Raw genomic sequence first — 17,408 nt, forward strand, 5'->3', positions numbered from 1 at the left:
CCGCCCGGCATGCCTTGGGTGCCCAAGCGGCGTCTAGTTGCCGGAGGTCGGCGGGGCTAACCAGATCAGCGCATGACTGCGTTGGCCGGCGTGGAGCGTAGCCGAGGCGGAAAGTGCGTATTCGCCACCGGCCGGCATCGGGGTGTCGCCGCAGTGCAGCTCGCCGGCGATGACGATGACTCGAGCCGTCTGCTTGCATGGCGATGTCCATGGAAATCCGGTGTCGAGCCGCAAATCGATCAGCGCGCCGGGCCACGGCAGCGGTGAATCACACGTATCGATCTGTCCCGCCAGCAATCGCGTACGGCTGCCCGGTGCGATGACAACCGGGATCTGCGTTTTGCAGAGTCGTTGTACGGCGGTGGCCGTCGTGCTGATCTGGATGCCTTGAATGCTGCTGCCCGGCTCCGTGCGCGGCGCCAGCGTTTGCGGGCCAATGTACAGGCCGCCCGGGTAGAGCGGTTCGCCATCATTGAGCAATAGCCGGCCGGCCGAGTCTTCGAGCAGGTAGATCAGGCTGGTGGCGGCGCAGGGCGGGTGGTTCTGATCGAACAGGCGCCAGGCTGCGGGTGTCTGGCAGGTGTCGAAGTGCGCTTCGGCGCTGGGCATGATCCGGTCCTTTTAGCTTGCCGTCAGGCACGGGTCGGCTTGTTGATATGGCCGATTCCGGCCGGCGCTGCCTGCGCCGGCCGGAATCGGCCTTGCGAGCCTGTGGGTGGCCTGTTGCTCAAGCCAGGGCGGCGATTTCCTTTTCTGCCGCGGCGAGCGACTCGTTCTTGACGGCGTCACCCATGGACATGCCTTCGGCGCGGACAAAGCGGACGTTGCTGATGCCGAAGAAGCCGAAGACGCTCTTCAGATAGCTTTCCTGATGATCGAGCGCGCGCATCACGTCACTGGTCGAATAAAAACCGCCACGGGTCGAGGCAACGATGACGGTCTTGTCGCCGGCAAGGCCGACCGGGCCGTTCTCGGTGTATTTGAAGGTGTGGCCGGCTTGCGCTACGCGGTCGATCCACGCCTTCAGTTGGCTTGGTACCGAAAAGTTGTACATCGGTGCGCCAACGACAATGACGTCGGCGGCGAGGAACTGCTGCAGTAGCGCTTGGGTGTGCTGGTTTTCCGTGCGCTGCACCTCGGTCAACTGGTCAGCGGCAAGGCCCAGGCGAAAACCGAGCGAATCGAACGACAGGTGGGTCGGCGCTTCCTTTGCCAGATCGAGGTATTCGACCGTCGTGTCCGGGTTCTTGGCGACCCATTCACGGGTGATGCGGGCGGTGAGTTGGCGCGAAACCGAGTTGTCGGCAAGGACGCTGGAATCGATATGCAGCAGTTTCATGGTGTTTTCTCCTGGGGCTGTCGGGTCGCGTTGATGCGATGGAGGCATTGTGCCCCGGTGCCGAAACGGCGATAAGCCGGCAAAAATGCGATACATTGTCCTGTTGGTAGGACAATCAAGGGGTGATTCCCCGTTTCCAGGCTGGAACGTGATGCTCGATCTCAACGACATGCTTTTCTTTGCCGAAGTCGCCGGTCAGGGCGGCTTCAGTGCGGCCAGCCGCAGTCTGGGCATTCCGAAGTCACGTTTGTCGCGGCGCGTGGCCGAACTCGAGGCTCGGCTCGGTGTGCGTCTGTTGCAGCGGACGACGCGCAAGCTCTCGTTGACCGATGCCGGCGAGCGCTATTACCGGCATTGCCTGGCGATCCGTGACGAGGCGCGGGCGGCGGAAGAGGCGGTACAGGAAATCCAGAGCGAGCCGCGCGGCACGCTGCGGGTCAGTTGTCCGGTGACGCTGGCGCAATGGTCGCTGGCGCCTTTGCTGGGTGAATTCATGGCGCGCTATCCGCAGGTGCGGGTCAATCTGCTGATCGTCAACCGGGCGGTCGATGTGATCGACGAAGGCGTGGATGTGGCGCTGCGGGTGCGTCCGGTGCTGCAGGACAGCGCGACGCTGGTCGTCAAGAAGCTCGGCATGAGCCGCACCATTCTCGTCGCCAGCGCCGAACAGCTGTTGCGGCAAGGGCAGCCGAGCGCACCCGAAGAGTTGTCGTGGCTGGATACGGTGGCGCTGGGCGAGAGCGATGGCCGCACGCAATGGCCGCTGCTCGGACCGGCCGGCGCCGATTATCTGTTCAGCCATTACCCGCGGCTGGTGGCCGAGGACCTGCAGACCTTGCGCACGGCGGCAATCGGCGGCGTCGGCATGGCGCTGCTGCCCGATTTCATGTGCCGCGACGAACTGAAATCCGGCGCGCTGGTGCAGGTGCTGCCCGATTGGTCGCCGCAGCCGGGTATCGTCCACGCCGTCTACCCGAGTCGTCGTGGCCTGTTGCCGGCGGTGCGGGCCTTGCTCGACTTCCTGGGTGAACGGATGTGCGACGAGGTTGCGGCCCGCTATACGCGTATCTGATCGGGGGCGCCCAACAAAAAACCCGGCATTGCCGGGTTTTTTGTCGGGGCTTATTTGCCGAAGTACTTGTTGTAGATCGACTGGTAGGTGCCGTCCGCCTTGATGGCGCCGAGCCCCTTGTTGATCTGGTCGAGCAACTGCTTGTTGCCCTTGCGCACGGCGATGCCGTAGTACTCTTTCTTGAAGCCCTTGTCGTCGACCAGCTTGAACTTCGCGCCCGGGTTGTTCTTCAGGTAGTTCTTGACCACGGCGTTGTCGCCGATCACGGCCTGCAGGCCGCCGTCGCGCAGTTCCTGGACGGCCAGCGTGATGCTTTCGTAACGGCGGATGTCCGGCGACGTCTTGCCGAAGGTGTCCTGCGCGACGATGTCGCCGGTGGTGCCGGTCTGCACGCCGATCTTCTTGCCCTTCAGGTCGGCCATCGACGTGATCTTGCTGCCTGTCGGCACGACGATCAGCTGCTGCGCCTCAAAGTAGGGCTGGCTGAAATCCATGGTCTTCTGGCGATCCGGCGTGATCGTGATCGCCGAGGCGGCGATGTCGATATCGCCGTTGTTCAGGCTCATGAACAGGCCTTCCCAAGGGGTGTTGACCATCTTGATGTCGAGGCCGGTTTTCTTGCCGATGGCCGCGATGATGTCGGCGTCGAAACCGACGACTTCGCGCTTCTGGTTCAGCGATTCGAACGGCGCGAACGTGGCTTCGGCGCCGGCGGTATAGGTGCGGGCCGAGGCGGTGGCCGGGGCGATCACGCAGGCACAGGCAATCAGAGTGGCAATCAGCGAACGGGCGGATTTCATTGGGCAGGGTTTCCTTCTTCAGATTGTGTGGGGAGCATCTTCGCGTTGTCAGTTCTGCGTCAATGCGAGAATTCCGCAATCGCCTCTCGAATCATTCTGGACATGGCACGCAGGCCGTTGCCGCGTGAGGTGGTCAGAAAGCGTTGCAGGCCGAGCGAGGTCAGCCAGTCTTCGAAGTCGAAGTCGGCCAGCTCGGCGCCGGTGTGGCCGTGGTAGGCCGTCAGCAGCAGCGCCAACAAGCCCTTGACGATGCGCGAGTCGCTGTCGGCGGCGGCCAGTAGTCGGCCATCCTGCTGGCCGATCACGATCCACGCGGTGCTCTCGCAGCCGGCGACGCGGTACTCGTCAGTCCGGTAGCCATCGGGTAGCGACGGCAGTTCGCGTGCCAATTGCACCAGCAGGCGGTTCTTGGCTTCCCAGCCGGCGGCAGCGCTCAGCCTTTGCGCTAGTGCGTCGCGATCGATGCTGGTGCCGAACGGGTGGTCGAACGGTGGCGGATAGCTGCTCATGCCAGAAGCTCCAGCGTGGTGGCGAGCGCGGAAAGGGTCGCGTCGACGTCGGCCTCGGTGTTGTAGGCCGCGAACGACGCGCGCAGGCTGCCGCTCAGGCCGAGTGCCTGATGCAGCGGGCCGGCACAGTGCTGGCCGACGCGCACGGCGATGCCGTAGCCGTCGAGGAACTGGGCGACGTCGTACGGATGCAGCGCGTCGAAGCTCAGCGCGCTGATCGGGCCGCGCGGTGCGTTCGCGCCAAGGATCCGGATGTCGCCGAGTTGGACCAGCCCTGCCTCGAAGCGTTCGCGCAGCGCCAGCTCGTGTCGGAGCAGCGCGCTGCGATCCAGTCCGGCCAGCCAATCCATCGCCGCAGCAAGGCCGATTGCCTGCGCGATCGGCGGTGTGCCGGCTTCGAAACGGAACGGCGGTTCGGCGAAGGTCGTGCCGTCGAAGGACACGCGATCGATCATTTCGCCGCCCGCCTGCCAGGGCGGCATCTGCGCCAGCAGTTCGCGGCGCGCCCACAGCACGCCAATACCGGTCGGGCCGTAGAGCTTGTGGCCGGAAAAAGCATAGAAGTCGGCGCCGAGTGCGCGCACGTCGACGCCATCGTGGGCAATGCCTTGCGCGCCGTCGATCAAGACCCGCGCGCCGACACTTTTGGCCGCGGCGATCATCGGCGCCAGCGGCGGCAGGACGCCGGTCGCGTTCGAGCATTGCGTCAGCCCGACCAGCCTGACCGCCGGGGTCAGCAGCGCCTGATAGGCCGCCTGATCGATATTGCCATCGGCGTCGAGCGGGATCGGTTTGACGATGGCGCCGGTAGCCTGCGCCACCAGCTGCCACGGCACGATATTGGCGTGATGCTCCAGCGTCGATAGCAGGATCACGTCGCCGGGACGCAGCTCGGCGCGGCCCCAGCTGTTCGCGGCCAGATTGATGGCTTCGGTCGTGCCGCGCGTAAACAGCACTTCGTCCGGGTGATAGGCGTTCAGCTGCGCGGCGATCCGGGTGCGCGCACCTTCGAATGCGTCGGTCGCGGCGCTGCCGAGCCGGTGTGCTGCGCGGTGCACGTTGGCATTGGCCGTCTCGTAGAAATGCCGTTCGGCATCGAGCACGGCCAGTGGCTTGTGCGTCGTCGCGGCGTTGTCGAGGTAGATCAGGTCCGGATGGTGCCGGAAGATCGGAAATTCGTCGCGGATGCGGGCGGCGGAAAAGGGCGCGTTCATCGGCATCGGCTGCTCGTGACTGAGGAAGGGGGTGGAAGCGGACGGCGATTGTATAATGCCGCCATGACCTACAAACAACCGGTTTCCGTCCTCGTGGTGATCCACACGCCCGAGCTCAAGGTGCTTTTGATCGAACGGCGCGACTTTGCCAATGCCTGGCAATCGGTCACCGGGAGCAGAGAGGGCGACGAGGTGTTGATCGACACCGCATGTCGCGAAGTGCTCGAGGAGACGGGCATCGATGCGAGCAGTCACCGCTTGAGCGACTGGCAGCATGTCAACGAGTACGAGATCTATCCGGTCTGGCGGCATCGCTACGCGCCGGGCATCACGACCAACACCGAGCACGTGTTCTCGCTGGAAGTGTCGGCCGAACTGCCGGTCACGCTGTCGCCGGGCGAACACGGCCGATATTGCTGGGTCGATTGGGCGCAAGCCGCCGAGATGGTGTTCTCGCCGTCGAACGCCGACGCGATCCGCAGGCTGCCCCTTCACGCCGGCGACTGACGCCTCAGTCTTTTTCTGGCGGATGGTCGGGGTCGTAAAGATCGCCGACGTCATGATCGAAGGGCTTTTGCACCGTGACATCGACCCGGTGCGTCTGCGGAGGCGGCACTGTCGCCGGCTCGGGGTGCTTGCGGGCATCGCGTTTGCGAACCGGCAAGCTGATATGCGAGCCATCGGCGGGCGGTTTTTCTTCGAGCACCATATCGACTCCTGCTGGATTGAAACCAAAGGGCGATCTGCGGGCGGTTGCCCATATGTCATTCTAACGCTTGCCCGCGGCGTGGGGTGAGCGCGAGGGCGGGCGGCAAGCTTGATATGGCGCAAGGTGCGTGCCGGATCGGGCGGGCAAGATGGGCGAACCAAGTCACAAGGAGCCCGCCATGCACAACGCCCAGCCGACGAAACAAACTGCCGCCATGACCTTGACCCTGCTCAAGTTCAACGCGCCATTGATCGCCTGCGTCTTGCTGCTGTTGCTGCACGCCTCGGGCTTGCTTGGCTGATCAGCCGCTTACCTGTCCAGGCCCTGTTCGGGCCTGGCCTCCCCGCTTTACCCCGCTTCCGAGCCGTACTCCTTTCCGGCACCGATCCGCATCGGTCCACTCCTTTCTATTTCCTGCGTTGACGTACTCCCGCGCCGCTGCATGCCTCTGACAGTCGCTGCGCGAGTAAACGCACATCCGTAGCTCCCGCACTTTCCCCGATGCATTCATTCCCCGAACACCGGGCCGGATCGCCTGGCGGCGGCGCCAATGCGCGCCGTGTTGGCTGGCCCGAACTGGCGGCGAGGGAGATGGCGAGGGAGATGGCGAGGGAGATGGCGAGGGAGATGGCGAGGGAGATGGCGAGGGAGATGGCGAGGGAGATGGCGAGGGAGATGGCGAGGGAGATGGCGAGGGAGATGGCGAGGGAGATGGCGAGGGAGATTTATTGCGTTTTTCCAATTCGGTGAATTATTTCGTTGTCTGTAAATTTACTAAATCAGTCATTTAAATGAGGTTGTGTTGGAAGATTTGTTTGATATATCTTTCATGCTTGTCGCGTGTCGACGTGGCTCACCCCAAAGCTTGATCGCCCGATTGTAGGGCGATTGACAGGTAGTCAAGTGCTGGAAGGGGCGAAATCCATGCGGGGTGGTTGGCCCCATTGCCTCGGGAGACAGATATGGCGTCATTGATATTGCTGGCATTGGGTGGTGCATTCGGTATCGCCCGTCTTGCCAGTGTCGACGAGGTCGCCGGCAACGCGGCACAGGCCAACAAGCGTTGGCCAATATGACGGCTTTCAATCTGCAGCAGTACTGCATCGGTGACTTGTCTGAATCGCCGGAAGACGGCAATCAATTCTGGCTTGACACCCTGGGGACACGGTTTTTTTGGCGAAGCAGGCCGCGAGAAAGTCAATGTGGCGGCATTGCGGCCATTTGTGTTCTAACAATTTGGCGGTGGCGCCTGTCTGCGCGCGACGCTGAACTGAACCTATAACTCGTGCATGGCAATGACAGCGTGCGACTGGGTGTCGGCCTTGGTCAGATTTTTCCTCGGCCTCGATAGGCAGTTTTTGGGCTGATTTTGCTCCCGGCAAGCAAGCAATATTATTGCTTGCTAACTTTGATTGAAAACAATCTTTTCCAAATTCAGACCCTGTTCACGGGGTCCTTCGCAAAAACTGCCACCACTCAAACTCATTAGGTTGTAATAATCAACTAAATCGTGGTTCGACCTTAGGACCGAAGAGGCAAGTGCTGACTGCGGTGGGCAGTGCGACCGTTGTGTTGGATTCCCCGTCTGGAGAAAGCTGAAGCGCGGGTACGGGCGTGTCTGAAAGCCGCTACAGGCTGCAGCAGGACGCCCGGATTACGCCTTCAGCTTGTGGAGTGCAGCGAGATCGACCTGATGTCCGGGCCTTTTGCTTTACAATCAGCATCAATTTTGAATTGCATTGCCGAGTGTTGACGCAGTTCTTGAACTACCACCTGACACATCATTAATCGTATGGCTATCTCTTGGAGTGCCGAATCAATGAAGACGAAACAACTGATCGCTTATCCGTTGCTGTGCTCGCTGTTTGTTATGTCGCAGGCCGCGATGGCTGCTGGCTATGATTTCAACAGCACTCAGAAAGATGCGTCCTCGTATACCAAGAAGGCCAATGAGCAAGTCTACAAAGAGCTGGACTTCAGCAACAAGACCGCCTTTGCCGACGCCGACCACGGTTTCATTGCCCCGCTGCTGAATAACGGCAATATCGACGGCGTATTCAGCGCGACTGCGATGAACTATATGCAGGGCAAAGAGGCGCCAGCTTCGGTCAACCCCAGCCTTTGGCGCCATGCCCAACTGGTGAACCGTGGCGGCCTGTACAAGGTCAGCGACCACATCTATCAGGTGCGTGGCCAGGATCTGTCGAACCTGACCATCATCGAGACCGACAAGGGCATGGTGTTCTTTGATGTCGAGTACTCGGGCAAAGCGCTCAAGGCATCGATCGAGCTGTACGAAAAGCATCGCGGCAAGCGTGAACTGAAGGGCGTGATCATTTCGCACAGCCATGCCGACCACTTCGGCGGTTTCGGCGGCATTTATGCCGCAGGCCTGGCGACGCCGGAGGACGTCAAGAGTGGCAAGCTGCCGGTGTATGCGCCGGAAGGCTTTGTCGAAGAAGCCGTGAGTGAAAACGTGATGGGCGGCAACATCATGAATCGCCGTGCCGGCTACCAGTACGGCAACGTGCTCAAGATCAACGAGAAGGGCATCGTGACCGGCTCGCTCGGCCCGGCGCTGGCGAACGACGAGTCGACGCTGCCGATCCCGAACAAATACATCACCAAGGATGGCGAGACCGTCAAGATCGACGGCGTCGACTTCGTGTTCTATCTGGTGCCGCACACCGAAGCGCCAGCCGAAATGGTCATGTTCATTCCGAAGTGGAATGCGCTGTCGATGGCCGAGGACGTGAACCACCTGCAGCACAATATCTACACCTTGCGTGGTGCCCAGATCCGCGACTCGGCCGCGTGGGCCAAGTACATCAACCAGGCGCTGGGCCGCTGGGGCGACAAGGTCGAAGTGCAGTTCGGCCCGCACACCTGGCCGGTCTGGGGTAACAAGAACGTGGTCGAGTACCTGAAGGATCAACGTGACCTGTACCAGTCGCTGTTCGATACCACGATGCGCTACGCCAACTACGGCTATGGCCCGGACGAGATCGCCGAACATGCCCAGCTGCCGAAGGCTGTGCTCAACAAGTGGGACAACCGCCCGTACTACGGCAACCTGAAGAACAACCTGAAGTCGACCTATATCCGCAACCTCGGCTGGTATGACGGCAACGCCGCCAAGCTGGCGACTTACCCGGATGCAGAGCGTGGCAAGCGTTATGTCGAGGCCTTCGGTGGCGAGCAGAAGGTGCTGGATGCCGCGCTCAAGAGCTTCAACAAGGGCGATTACCGCTTCACGACCGAGCTGCTGAACAACATCGTCGCTTCGAATCCGAAGAACCAGAAGGCCGTGCTGCTGATGGCCGACGCGCTGGAGCAGCTGGGTTATCAGGACGAAACTGCGCTGAACCGCAACTGGTACCTTGCCGGTGCGCAGGAGTTGCGTGCGGGCGGCAACGTGCCGAACGGTCTGGCGACCTCGTCGCCGGAGGTGATCGCAGGGCTGCCGGGTGACAGCCTGATGCCTTACCTCGGCATGGTCATCGATCAGGTCAAGGCCGAGAAGGTGGGCAATCACCTGATCAACCTGAGCCTGAAGGGCGACAAGCAGTACGCCGTGGACCTGCACAACGGTGTGTTCAATACCCTGGGCGAGTTCCAGGCCAAGAATGCCGACGTGTCGCTTGAGATCGCCAAACCGGATCTGCTGGCCTTCCTCGCTGGCAAGACCTCCTTGGACGATCTGGTCAAGGCAGGCAAGGCCAAGGTGAGCGGTAACGCGAAGGCGCTCGACAAGCTGCCGGGTCTGTTCGATCTGAACATCAAGAACAACATGAACCTCGTCCTGCCGCTGCAAGCGGAAAATCAGATCAAGTAATCTGCCTGGCCGTGACGGCACCGCTGTGGTGCTGTCACAGCTGGCTTGGAATAAGCTGCGCAATGCAGAGACCCCGCTTCGGCGGGGTTTTTTCCTGGCCGTTAGCGTGATTTCCGATTCGGCTTCAACCGCCGGCGGCGTGAACCCGGGGCTGCCGGGGCGATATGAGTTCGGCCGGCGTCGGTGTGGGGTTGGTGGCGGACGATGGCGCGCGTTTCATCGCTGAGATTGGCGCGGGCCGGATCGTGCGCGTGAACGTGGCCGGAAATCGCGTGATAATCTACTGATTCATTCGGGTGCCGCGAAATGGCTGTGCCGAGCGTTATGCCGGTTTAATACGTTGATTTCAAATTGAATAAGCTAAGGGTTGCCAGCTACAACATCCACAAGGGATTGTCGGTGTTCAACCGTCGGCTGGTTGTGCACGAGGTGCGCCATGCGCTGAAGAAGCTGTCGCCGGACCTTGTTTTCCTGCAGGAAGTGCAGGGCGAGCATCGCTCGCACGCGCACCGCTTCGATACCTGGCCGGGCGAGGCGCAACATCTGTATCTGGCGGGCGAGGGGCTTGCCGCAGCCTACGGGCGCAATGCCAACTATCAGCATGGCCATCATGGCAATGCGCTGCTATCGCGCTTTCCGATCCGCAATTCCTACAACCATGACCTGACGCTGCACCGCTTCGAGCAGCGCGGGCTGCTGCATTGTCAGCTCGACCTGCCGGGCTGGAATCAGCCGCTGCATGCGCTGTGCGTGCATCTGAATCTGCTGGGGCACGACCGTCGCCGGCAACTGGCCATGCTGGTGGATGTCATCGGCAGGCGCATCCCCAAAAACGCACCACTGGTGCTGGCCGGCGATTTCAATGACTGGCGTCGTGAGTCGACACGGTTGCTGGGGCATGAGCTGGGCGTCGTCGAGGCGTTCGAATCGCTGCACGGCCATTCGGCGCGCAGCTTTCCGGCACGCTTGCCCTTGCTGTCGCTCGATCGAGTCTATGTCCGTGGTTTCCAGATCGAAGTGGCTGATGTGCTGAGTGGCGCGCCGTGGTCGGCTTTGTCGGATCACGCGCCGCTGTATACCGTTTTGCATCGAGGGCAGGTATGACGGGTTTTGTCCGTGGCAATCATCTGACCCTGTTGTTCAACGGCGCGGACTTTTTCCCCGCGCTGATTACCGCCATCGATACGGCGCAATACGAAATCTATCTGGAAAGCTACCTGTTCGAGCTCGACGTCGTCGGCACAGCCGTGGCCGAAGCGCTGATGCGCGCCGCCAGTCGAGGGGTGCAGACTTCGCTGCAGGTCGACGGTTTCGGCGCGCGGCACTTTCCGCTCGAGTGGCGGGAGAGGTTGGCGGCGGCAGGCGTGCGGCAACTGTTCTTCCGGCCCGAGGTTGCACCATTTTCGCTCGACCGGCAGCGCTTGCGCCGCTTGCACCGCAAGCTGGCGGTGATCGACGGCCGGGTCGGTTTTATCGGCGGCATCAACATTCTCAGCGATGTCGATTCGGCCGAGCTGGCGCCGCGCTACGATTATGCGGTCCGCGTGCAGGGGCCGCTGGTGGCGCAGATGCGTGAGGCAAGCAATCGTTTGTGGCGGCACACCGCGTGGGTGCAGCTGGTGCCGGAATGGGCCAAAACCCGTCCGCCTCAGCCGCCGCCGATGCGCGCGGGCAGGAGCCTCGCCAAGCTGGTGATTCGCGACAACTTCCGCAACCGCCATGCGATCGAGCAGGAATACTTGCGGGCGATCGAGACCGCGCGCTCGGAAATCGTTATCGCCAATGCCTACTTCCTGCCCGGTTATCGTTTTCGGCATGCGTTGCTGCGTGCCGCCGAACGTGGCGTCAATGTCGTGCTGCTGCTGCAAGGCCGGGTCGATCACGCCTTGCTGCACTATGCCAGCCGCGGCTTCTACCGCAGCTTCCTCAAGGCCGGTGTCGATATCTATGAATACCGCGAGGGCTTCATGCATGCCAAGGTTGCGGTCATCGATCGCTATTGGGCGACCGTCGGGTCGAGCAATATCGACCCGTTCAGCCTGCTGCTGGCGCGAGAAGCCAATATCATCGTTCGTGATCACGGTCTGGCCACGGCGCTGCGTGACGATCTGCATGCCAGGCTGGAAACCGATTCGGTGCCGATCTTGCTGGCCGACCTGAGGCGTGGGCGTTGGCTGTTCCGCATCCTGCCGTGGATCTCGCACGGTATCGTCCGGGTGCTGATGGCGATCAGTGGCTATGGCGGCCGGCGCTATCTGGAGTAGCGCTTCGGCGGCGCACTGATAAAAAAACGGGGCTGAGCGCCCCGTTTGCCATTACTTGTCCGCCGGATCGTCCGGGTGCTGCTTGCGGTCGAATTCCAGCGTGGCGCGCAGAATGCCGCGCAGGATGTCGACTTCCTCCTGCTCCAGCCCGATACGCTGGTACATGCGCCGCAACCGGGGCATCAGCCGCTTCGGTGCCTTGGGACGCAGGAAGCCGATCGTTGTCAGCGTTTCTTCGAGGTGCGTATAGAACAGCTCGATGTACTCGTGGCTGGCCAGATTGCGCTGTTCCTCAAGGTAACTCACGTCGTCGAGCAGTGTGGCGCGCAGCTCGTAGCAAAGCACCTGCACAGCTTGCGCCAGGTTCAGGCTCGAGTAGTCCGGATTGGTCGGGATGGTGACCCGGCGGTTGCATAACTGGACTTCGTCGATGGTCAGGCCGCTCATTTCGGTGCCGAACACCAGTGCGATCTCGCCGCCCTGGCGGGCTTCGGCAATCAGCTCGGGGGCGAGTTGTCGCGGCGTCTGCAGCGGCTGGGCCAATTCGCGGCGGCGGGCGGTCATCGCCACCTGCATCGTCGTGCCGGCGAGTGCCTCGGCCATCGAGCCGACCACGATGGCGTTGTCGAGCAGGTCGTGCGCATTCGACGCCAGCGACACGGCGACCTCGGACGGAAACTCCTTGGGATTGACGAGATACAGTCGCGTCAGACCCATGGTTTTCATCGCCCGGGCGGCCGAGCCGATATTGCCCGGGTGCGAAGTGTGCGACAGGATGACGCGAAAGTGCGCAAGCTGTTGATTGGCTTCGAGGTTGGCGGCCTGGGCCGGATTCGGGGTATTGCCGGAGGTATTGGGATTCATCGCTGTTACGGTTACAATGGGGACCGATTTTCGATCTTTACAAGGCGGATCCGGCGCGCGCGCCAGATCGCAGACAATTTGCATCGCGTTGCATGACCGAGTCTGTCGGTCCGCGTTCCCGTTGATCCGCTTTGACCGCTACAGGAACCCGCAATGCATCCGATGCTCAACACGGCCGTTCGTGCCGCCCGTCGCGCCGCCTCTGTCATCCAGCGCGCGTCGAACAACCTCGACCTGCTCACCCCGGAAAAGAAAGGCCACAACGATTTCGTCTCCGAAGTCGATCGTGCCGCCGAACAGGCCATTATCGAGACCATCCTCGAGGCCTACCCGACGCACGCGATCATCGCCGAAGAATCCGGTGCGCGCGGCAACTCGGAATACGTGTGGATCATCGATCCGCTCGATGGTACCACCAACTTCCTGCACGGTTTCCCGCAATACGCGGTGTCGATTGCACTGGAACATCGCGGTGTGATCACCCAGGCCGTCGTCTACGATCCGAACCGCAACGATCTGTTCACCGCGACGCGCGGCGTCGGTGCCTTCCTGAACGATCGCCGTATTCGCGTCTCCAAGGTGCGCGATCTGTCCGACGCGCTGATCGGTACCGGTTTCCCGTACACCAAGTTCGACAACCTCGATGCCTATATGGCCATCTTCCGCGAAATGGCGCAAAAGGCTGCCGGCGTGCGCCGCCCGGGTGCTGCCGCGCTGGATCTGGCCTACGTCGCTTGCGGTCGCTTTGACGGTTTCTTCGAGTTCGACCTGAAGCTCGTCGACATCGCAGCCGGCACGCTGCTGGTGCAAGAGGCCGGTGGTCTGGTGACCGACTTTGCCGGTGAAGAGAAATTCCTCGAATCCGGTGACGTGCTCTGCGGCACACCGCGCGTGTTCGGTCAGATGCTGCAAATGATCAAGCAGCACAATATCTAAGTAATGAATCAAGCCGAGCGCCAGCGACTCGACGCCGCCTATCGTGCCACGCGCTATGTGGTGCCGGCGCTGGGGCTCAGCTTGCGCATCGGCCTGCATCACCCCGATCTCGACGCCGTGCTGCTGCAGCACGGCGTTGTTGCGTGGGCTTTCGTCTCGGCGGCGAATCCGCGCTCCGTGGCGCTGTGCGAGTACGAAAATCGTGCGCGGCACCAGAATTTGCTGGATCTGCTGCGTCACCGCGGCCTGGTTTGCTTCGAAGGTGCGGGCGAACCGCTGCAGCCCGGCTGGGCGCCTGAGCCGTCGGCGTTGGTGCTCGGCGTGTCGCAGGCCGGCGCGCTCCGGCTGGGGCGTGATTTTGATCAGCATGCCGTGGTCCAAGGCGCGTTGAATGGCCCGGCAACGCTGTGCTGGTGCGACGATTCTTCGCTAGTTTGATTCGACGTTTTTCCTTCCGTGCACTATTGAGCAGTATCAAGGCCGTTGTCGTCGCAGTCGGGCGAGGGCGGGGATATTGTTGCGCCTTCGTTCCGGGGTGGACGTCATGCGTGCACCGTTGTGCTTCACCTTGCTGCTGGCCGCGTGTGGTGGCCCGACGCCCGATGTCTTTCAGGGCTACGTCGAAGGCGAGTTTGTCCAGCTTGCCGCTTCGCAGTCGGGGCGGCTGGATCGACTGATGGTGCGGCGTGGTCAGGTGCTGACGCGTGATGCCGCGCTGTTCGTGCTCGACGCCGTCGACGAAAGGGCGGCGCAGCAGCAGGCGCAACGCCAGCTCGATGCTGCTACCGCACAGCTTGCCGATCTGCAGACCGGCAAGCGACCCCAGGAAATTGACGTGATCCGGGCGCAGCTTGAGCAGGCGATGGCACAGGCGCGCAAGTCCAGTTTGCAGCTGGCGCGGGATGAGGCTCAACTCCGTAGCGGTTTTGTCTCGCAGGCAAGGTTCGACGAAAGCCGGGCGCAGTTCGAAGCGGATGCGGCGCGCGTGCTGGAATTGCAGCGTCAGCTCGACGTGGCCCGTCTGCCGGGCCGGGATGCGCAGATCAAGGCGCAGGCGGCGCAAGTCGAGGCGGCCAGGGCCGCGCTGGCACAGGCCGATTGGCGACTGGCGCAGAAGTCGGTACGGGCGCCGGTGGCCGGGCTGGTCTTCGATACGATATATCGCGAGGGCGAGTGGGTGCCTGCCGGCAGCCCGGTGGTGCGGATGCTGCCGCCCGGGAATATCAAGATCCGGTTTTTTGTTCCCGAGCCGCGGCTTGGCGCGATCCGGGTCGGCCAGCGGTTGCGTCTGAGTTGCGATGGCTGCGCGAAACCGCTCGTGGCAACGGTGAACTACGTATCGCCACATGCCGAATACACGCCACCGATTATTTTCAGCAATGAAACACGCGCCAAATTGGTGTTCATGATTGAGGCGTATCCCGAGCCTGCGAATGCAGCCGCGCTGCATCCGGGGCAGCCGGTTACGGTGGCGTTGTGATCGCCGACGCGCTGGCCATCGACATTAAGGGCTTGAGCAAGCGGTTTGGTGGCCGTTTGGTGGTCGACGATATGGCCTTGCAGGTGAAGCGCGGCGAAATTTTCGGCTTTCTCGGGCCGAACGGCAGTGGCAAGACGACGACGATCCGGATGATGTGCGGGCTGCTGACGCCTGATGCGGGTGAGGGCCATTGCCTTGGCTTCGACATCCGGCGGGAGCGCGAGGAAATCAAGCGACGGGTCGGCTATATGACGCAGCGCTTTTCATTCTGGGATGATTTGACGGTCCGCGAAAATCTCGACTTCGTTGCGCGGGTCTACGGTTTGAGCGGGCGTCGGGCCAGGGTTGATGCGGCACTCGGCCAACTCGGGCTGATGGCCCGTGCCGGACAATTGGCGGGCGCGTTGTCCGGTGGTTGGAAGCAGCGGCTGGCACTGGCCGCATGCATGTTGCACGAGCCAGAGCTCCTGTTGCTGGATGAGCCAACCGCCGGCGTCGACCCTGCGGCGCGGCGTGATTTCTGGGAGGAGTTGCACCGGCTTGCAGCGCGCGGTGTTTCGGTGTTGGTAAGTACGCACTATATGGATGAGGCCGAGCGCTGCCACAAACTTGCTTATATCGCGGATGGCCGGCTGCTGGCGCGAGGGACGGCGGCCGAGATCGTCGCCGCGCAAAAACTGGCAACCTGGCAAATCGGTGGCGCGGGGCTGGTTGAACTGGCGCAACGCCTTCGGGGGCAGCCCGGGGTTGATCAGACCGTTGCATTTGGCGACACGATGCACGTCAGTGGTCGAGGGGGGGGGCTGCTGGAGGCAACGCTGAGGCGCGAACTGGTCGGCACAGACTATCAATGCCGGTTGATCGAGACGGGTCTGGAGGATGTGTTCATATATATGATGTCCCGGGCCGGGGTGGGCGCATGAGTTGGCGCACGGCGCTGGGGCGCTGGTGGGGCATCGTTCTGAAGGAGTTCCTACAGCTGCGGCGGGATCGAGTCACCTTCGGCATGATCATCGGCTTGCCCATTGTCCAGCTCACCCTGTTTGGCTATGCCATCAATAGTGATCCCAAGCAGATGCCGACCGCCGTCGTGATCGCCGATCACAGCGAATTCACCCGTAGCTACGTCGCGGCAATGCGCAACTCGGACTATTTCAGGATCGTTGGGGAGCTGCCGGATGAGGCGCGGGCGCGCGCAGCGCTGGCGCGTGGTGATGTGCAATTCGTTCTTAATATCCCGGCTGGATTCACGCGGTCTCTGCTGCGCGGTGAGCGTCCGGCCTTGCTGGTCGAGGCCGATGCAACCGATCCGATGGCGACATCGATCGCGCTGTCGGCCGTGCAGCAATTGGCCGTGTCGGTGGCTGAGAAGGACTTGCGCGGCGTATCGGTGCCGCTGGCTGGTGGTCCCGCAGCGTTCGAAGTGCGGGTGCATCGCTTGTATAACCCCGAAGGGAATACCCAGTTCAATACGGTGCCGGGTTTGATGGGCGTCATCCTGACCATGACGATGGTGATGATGACCGGCTTGGCGATGACGCGGGAGCGCGAGCGCGGCACGATGGAAAATCTGCTGGCTACCCCGGTGCGGCCGATCGAGGTGATGGCCGGCAAGATCGTTCCGTACGTGGCGATCGGTCTGCTGCAGGCAAGCATCATCTTGCTGGCGGCGCGTTATGTGTTTGGCGTCCCGTTTGCTGGGGGCTTGCTGGCTGTCTATGTATCGGTGCTGGTATTCATTGCAGCCAACCTCACCGTGGGCATCACGCTGTCGTCACTGGCGCAGAACCAGTTGCAGGCGATGCAACTGACGATGTTCTACTTTCTGCCGAACATGCTGCTCTCCGGCTTCATGTTCCCGTTTCAGGGCATGCCGGGCTGGGCGCAGGCGATCGGTAGCCTGCTGCCGCTGACACACTTCAATCGTTTGGTCCGCGGCATCCTGCTTAAAGGCAATGGCTGGGTCGAACTTTGGCCCAGTATCTGGCCTTTATTGCTGTTTACGGCCGTGGTGATGCTGATTGCGGTGCGCTTTTATCGGCATACGCTCGATTGATGGCGAGGGGCTCGATTTTGGGCTGAATAAATTTCGCTGTCCGATCAACGGTTTATCGGTTCGGCGTGAAATTCTTTCGATCGGGGTGTTGACGGGGGGAGGGGAAGTGCTTAAAGTTGCGTTCTCTGCTGATGACGCAGCGAAAGAAACGAAGCGAAACCCGCTGAGTTTACCGAGCGAAGTGTTCAGAAGCAAGCGATCTTTAACAAATTACAGCCGATGAGTGTGAGTGCTTGATGAGTGCATCAAGTACTTGCACTTAATGAAATAGAACTGGCTTGAGCGCTTCGGTGCTTGGGCGAATTCTTTGAGTTAACGCAAGTGCGCAAT

At 61.8% G+C, this 17,408-nt stretch carries 19 protein-coding genes; 12 read left to right on the top strand and 7 right to left on the bottom strand.

Annotated elements, in window-relative coordinates:
• Positions 1–33: 33 nt before the first annotated feature.
• Together R0382_RS14140 and R0382_RS14145 are read right to left on the bottom strand one after the other, a co-directional pair.
• Positions 34–609 (bottom strand): hypothetical protein, encoded by a 576-nt coding sequence (locus tag R0382_RS14140; RefSeq protein ID WP_432720372.1) that lies wholly within the window; start codon positions 607–609, stop codon positions 34–36.
• A 118-nt stretch (positions 610–727) separates the two neighbouring features.
• Positions 728–1,339 carry an FMN-dependent NADH-azoreductase gene (locus R0382_RS14145; RefSeq protein ID WP_432720374.1) on the bottom strand — a complete coding sequence of 204 codons (612 nt, stop codon included), beginning with the start codon at positions 1,337–1,339 and terminating at the stop codon, positions 728–730.
• A 151-nt stretch (positions 1,340–1,490) separates the two neighbouring features.
• Here R0382_RS14145 and R0382_RS14150 point away from each other — a divergent pair, with 151 nt between their 5' ends.
• Positions 1,491–2,411, top strand: a complete 921-nt coding sequence (locus tag R0382_RS14150) for a LysR substrate-binding domain-containing protein (RefSeq protein ID WP_432720376.1) — start codon at positions 1,491–1,493, stop codon at positions 2,409–2,411.
• Between the two features lie 50 nt (positions 2,412–2,461).
• Here R0382_RS14150 and R0382_RS14155 read toward each other — a convergent pair whose 3' ends face one another.
• From R0382_RS14155 to R0382_RS14165, 3 genes are read right to left on the bottom strand one after another with little or no spacing between them, the layout of a single operon-like run.
• Complete coding sequence (locus R0382_RS14155; RefSeq protein ID WP_432720377.1) at positions 2,462–3,211, bottom strand: basic amino acid ABC transporter substrate-binding protein; 750 nt, start codon at positions 3,209–3,211, stop codon at positions 2,462–2,464.
• A gap of 59 nt (positions 3,212–3,270) precedes the next feature.
• Positions 3,271–3,720 carry a SufE family protein gene (locus tag R0382_RS14160; protein WP_432720378.1) on the bottom strand — a complete coding sequence of 150 codons (450 nt, stop codon included), beginning with the start codon at positions 3,718–3,720 and terminating at the stop codon, positions 3,271–3,273.
• Positions 3,717–4,934, bottom strand: coding sequence for an aminotransferase class V-fold PLP-dependent enzyme (locus tag R0382_RS14165; protein WP_432720379.1), 1,218 nt, complete (start codon positions 4,932–4,934; stop codon positions 3,717–3,719). Before R0382_RS14165 ends, R0382_RS14160 begins: the two co-directional genes overlap by 4 nt.
• A gap of 63 nt (positions 4,935–4,997) precedes the next feature.
• On the opposite strand from R0382_RS14165, the gene nudB reads away from it, so the two are divergent.
• Positions 4,998–5,441 (top strand): dihydroneopterin triphosphate diphosphatase, encoded by a 444-nt coding sequence (gene nudB / locus R0382_RS14170; protein WP_432720380.1) that lies wholly within the window; start codon positions 4,998–5,000, stop codon positions 5,439–5,441.
• A 4-nt stretch (positions 5,442–5,445) separates the two neighbouring features.
• On the opposite strand, the gene R0382_RS14175 is transcribed toward nudB, so the two are convergent.
• Positions 5,446–5,643, bottom strand: a complete 198-nt coding sequence (locus R0382_RS14175) for a hypothetical protein (RefSeq protein ID WP_432720381.1) — start codon at positions 5,641–5,643, stop codon at positions 5,446–5,448.
• 178 nt (positions 5,644–5,821) lie between these two features.
• Here R0382_RS14175 and R0382_RS14180 point away from each other — a divergent pair, with 178 nt between their 5' ends.
• The 5 genes from R0382_RS14180 to clsB all read left to right on the top strand — a co-directional run bounded on the left by R0382_RS14180 (position 5,822) and on the right by clsB (position 11,742).
• Positions 5,822–5,944 (top strand): hypothetical protein, encoded by a 123-nt coding sequence (locus R0382_RS14180; RefSeq protein ID WP_432720382.1) that lies wholly within the window; start codon positions 5,822–5,824, stop codon positions 5,942–5,944.
• A gap of 200 nt (positions 5,945–6,144) precedes the next feature.
• A complete protein-coding gene (locus tag R0382_RS14185) occupies positions 6,145–6,393 on the top strand; it encodes a hypothetical protein (RefSeq protein ID WP_432720383.1) in 249 nt (82 codons plus the stop codon).
• A gap of 1,069 nt (positions 6,394–7,462) precedes the next feature.
• Positions 7,463–9,478: an alkyl/aryl-sulfatase gene (locus R0382_RS14190; protein ID WP_432720384.1), complete on the top strand. Its 2,016-nt coding sequence runs from the start codon at positions 7,463–7,465 to the stop codon at positions 9,476–9,478.
• A 351-nt stretch (positions 9,479–9,829) separates the two neighbouring features.
• On the top strand, positions 9,830–10,582 hold the full coding sequence (locus R0382_RS14195) for an endonuclease/exonuclease/phosphatase family protein (protein ID WP_432720385.1): 753 nt from the start codon (positions 9,830–9,832) through the stop codon (positions 10,580–10,582).
• Complete coding sequence (clsB, locus tag R0382_RS14200) at positions 10,579–11,742, top strand: cardiolipin synthase ClsB (protein ID WP_432720386.1); 1,164 nt, start codon at positions 10,579–10,581, stop codon at positions 11,740–11,742. The genes R0382_RS14195 and clsB overlap by 4 nt, the downstream gene beginning before the upstream one ends.
• Positions 11,743–11,793: 51 nt before the next feature.
• On the opposite strand, the gene R0382_RS14205 is transcribed toward clsB, so the two are convergent.
• A complete protein-coding gene (locus R0382_RS14205) occupies positions 11,794–12,606 on the bottom strand; it encodes an RNA methyltransferase (RefSeq protein ID WP_432720387.1) in 813 nt (270 codons plus the stop codon).
• A 153-nt stretch (positions 12,607–12,759) separates the two neighbouring features.
• On the opposite strand from R0382_RS14205, the gene R0382_RS14210 reads away from it, so the two are divergent.
• From R0382_RS14210 to R0382_RS14230, 5 genes are all read left to right on the top strand, one after another.
• The gene (locus R0382_RS14210; RefSeq protein ID WP_432720388.1) at positions 12,760–13,542 is read left to right on the top strand and encodes an inositol monophosphatase family protein; all 783 of its coding nucleotides are present in this window, start codon (positions 12,760–12,762) and stop codon (positions 13,540–13,542) included.
• A 3-nt stretch (positions 13,543–13,545) separates the two neighbouring features.
• Positions 13,546–13,980: a DUF3293 domain-containing protein gene (locus tag R0382_RS14215; RefSeq protein WP_432720389.1), complete on the top strand. Its 435-nt coding sequence runs from the start codon at positions 13,546–13,548 to the stop codon at positions 13,978–13,980.
• 106 nt (positions 13,981–14,086) lie between these two features.
• Positions 14,087–15,022: an HlyD family secretion protein gene (locus tag R0382_RS14220; RefSeq protein WP_432720391.1), complete on the top strand. Its 936-nt coding sequence runs from the start codon at positions 14,087–14,089 to the stop codon at positions 15,020–15,022.
• The gene (locus R0382_RS14225; RefSeq protein ID WP_432720393.1) at positions 15,019–15,945 is read left to right on the top strand and encodes an ABC transporter ATP-binding protein; all 927 of its coding nucleotides are present in this window, start codon (positions 15,019–15,021) and stop codon (positions 15,943–15,945) included. Before R0382_RS14220 ends, R0382_RS14225 begins: the two co-directional genes overlap by 4 nt.
• Positions 15,873–17,078, top strand: a complete 1,206-nt coding sequence (locus R0382_RS14230) for an ABC transporter permease (RefSeq protein ID WP_432720395.1) — start codon at positions 15,873–15,875, stop codon at positions 17,076–17,078. Before R0382_RS14225 ends, R0382_RS14230 begins: the two co-directional genes overlap by 73 nt.
• Positions 17,079–17,408 lie beyond the last annotated feature (330 nt).

This window comes from Jeongeupia wiesaeckerbachi (assembly GCF_050916355.1).
GTDB lineage: Bacteria > Pseudomonadota > Gammaproteobacteria > Burkholderiales > Chitinibacteraceae > Jeongeupia > Jeongeupia wiesaeckerbachi.

What these genes read in the sequence shown, in the direction of transcription:
- R0382_RS14140 (WP_432720372.1), bottom strand. Translation starts at nt 609, where the DNA reads ATGCCCAGCGCCGAAGCGCACTTCGACACCTGCCAGACACCCGCAGCC.
- R0382_RS14145 (WP_432720374.1), bottom strand. Translation starts at nt 1,339, where the DNA reads ATGAAACTGCTGCATATCGATTCCAGCGTCCTTGCCGACAACTCGGTT.
- R0382_RS14150 (WP_432720376.1), top strand. Translation starts at nt 1,491, where the DNA reads ATGCTCGATCTCAACGACATGCTTTTCTTTGCCGAAGTCGCCGGTCAG.
- R0382_RS14155 (WP_432720377.1), bottom strand. Translation starts at nt 3,211, where the DNA reads ATGAAATCCGCCCGTTCGCTGATTGCCACTCTGATTGCCTGTGCCTGC.
- R0382_RS14160 (WP_432720378.1), bottom strand. Translation starts at nt 3,720, where the DNA reads ATGAGCAGCTATCCGCCACCGTTCGACCACCCGTTCGGCACCAGCATC.
- R0382_RS14165 (WP_432720379.1), bottom strand. Translation starts at nt 4,934, where the DNA reads ATGAACGCGCCCTTTTCCGCCGCCCGCATCCGCGACGAATTTCCGATC.
- nudB (WP_432720380.1), top strand. Translation starts at nt 4,998, where the DNA reads ATGACCTACAAACAACCGGTTTCCGTCCTCGTGGTGATCCACACGCCC.
- R0382_RS14175 (WP_432720381.1), bottom strand. Translation starts at nt 5,643, where the DNA reads ATGGTGCTCGAAGAAAAACCGCCCGCCGATGGCTCGCATATCAGCTTG.
- R0382_RS14180 (WP_432720382.1), top strand. Translation starts at nt 5,822, where the DNA reads ATGCACAACGCCCAGCCGACGAAACAAACTGCCGCCATGACCTTGACC.
- R0382_RS14185 (WP_432720383.1), top strand. Translation starts at nt 6,145, where the DNA reads ATGCATTCATTCCCCGAACACCGGGCCGGATCGCCTGGCGGCGGCGCC.
- R0382_RS14190 (WP_432720384.1), top strand. Translation starts at nt 7,463, where the DNA reads ATGAAGACGAAACAACTGATCGCTTATCCGTTGCTGTGCTCGCTGTTT.
- clsB (WP_432720386.1), top strand. Translation starts at nt 10,579, where the DNA reads ATGACGGGTTTTGTCCGTGGCAATCATCTGACCCTGTTGTTCAACGGC.
- R0382_RS14205 (WP_432720387.1), bottom strand. Translation starts at nt 12,606, where the DNA reads ATGAATCCCAATACCTCCGGCAATACCCCGAATCCGGCCCAGGCCGCC.
- R0382_RS14210 (WP_432720388.1), top strand. Translation starts at nt 12,760, where the DNA reads ATGCATCCGATGCTCAACACGGCCGTTCGTGCCGCCCGTCGCGCCGCC.
- R0382_RS14215 (WP_432720389.1), top strand. Translation starts at nt 13,546, where the DNA reads ATGAATCAAGCCGAGCGCCAGCGACTCGACGCCGCCTATCGTGCCACG.
- R0382_RS14220 (WP_432720391.1), top strand. Translation starts at nt 14,087, where the DNA reads ATGCGTGCACCGTTGTGCTTCACCTTGCTGCTGGCCGCGTGTGGTGGC.
- R0382_RS14230 (WP_432720395.1), top strand. Translation starts at nt 15,873, where the DNA reads ATGCCGGTTGATCGAGACGGGTCTGGAGGATGTGTTCATATATATGAT.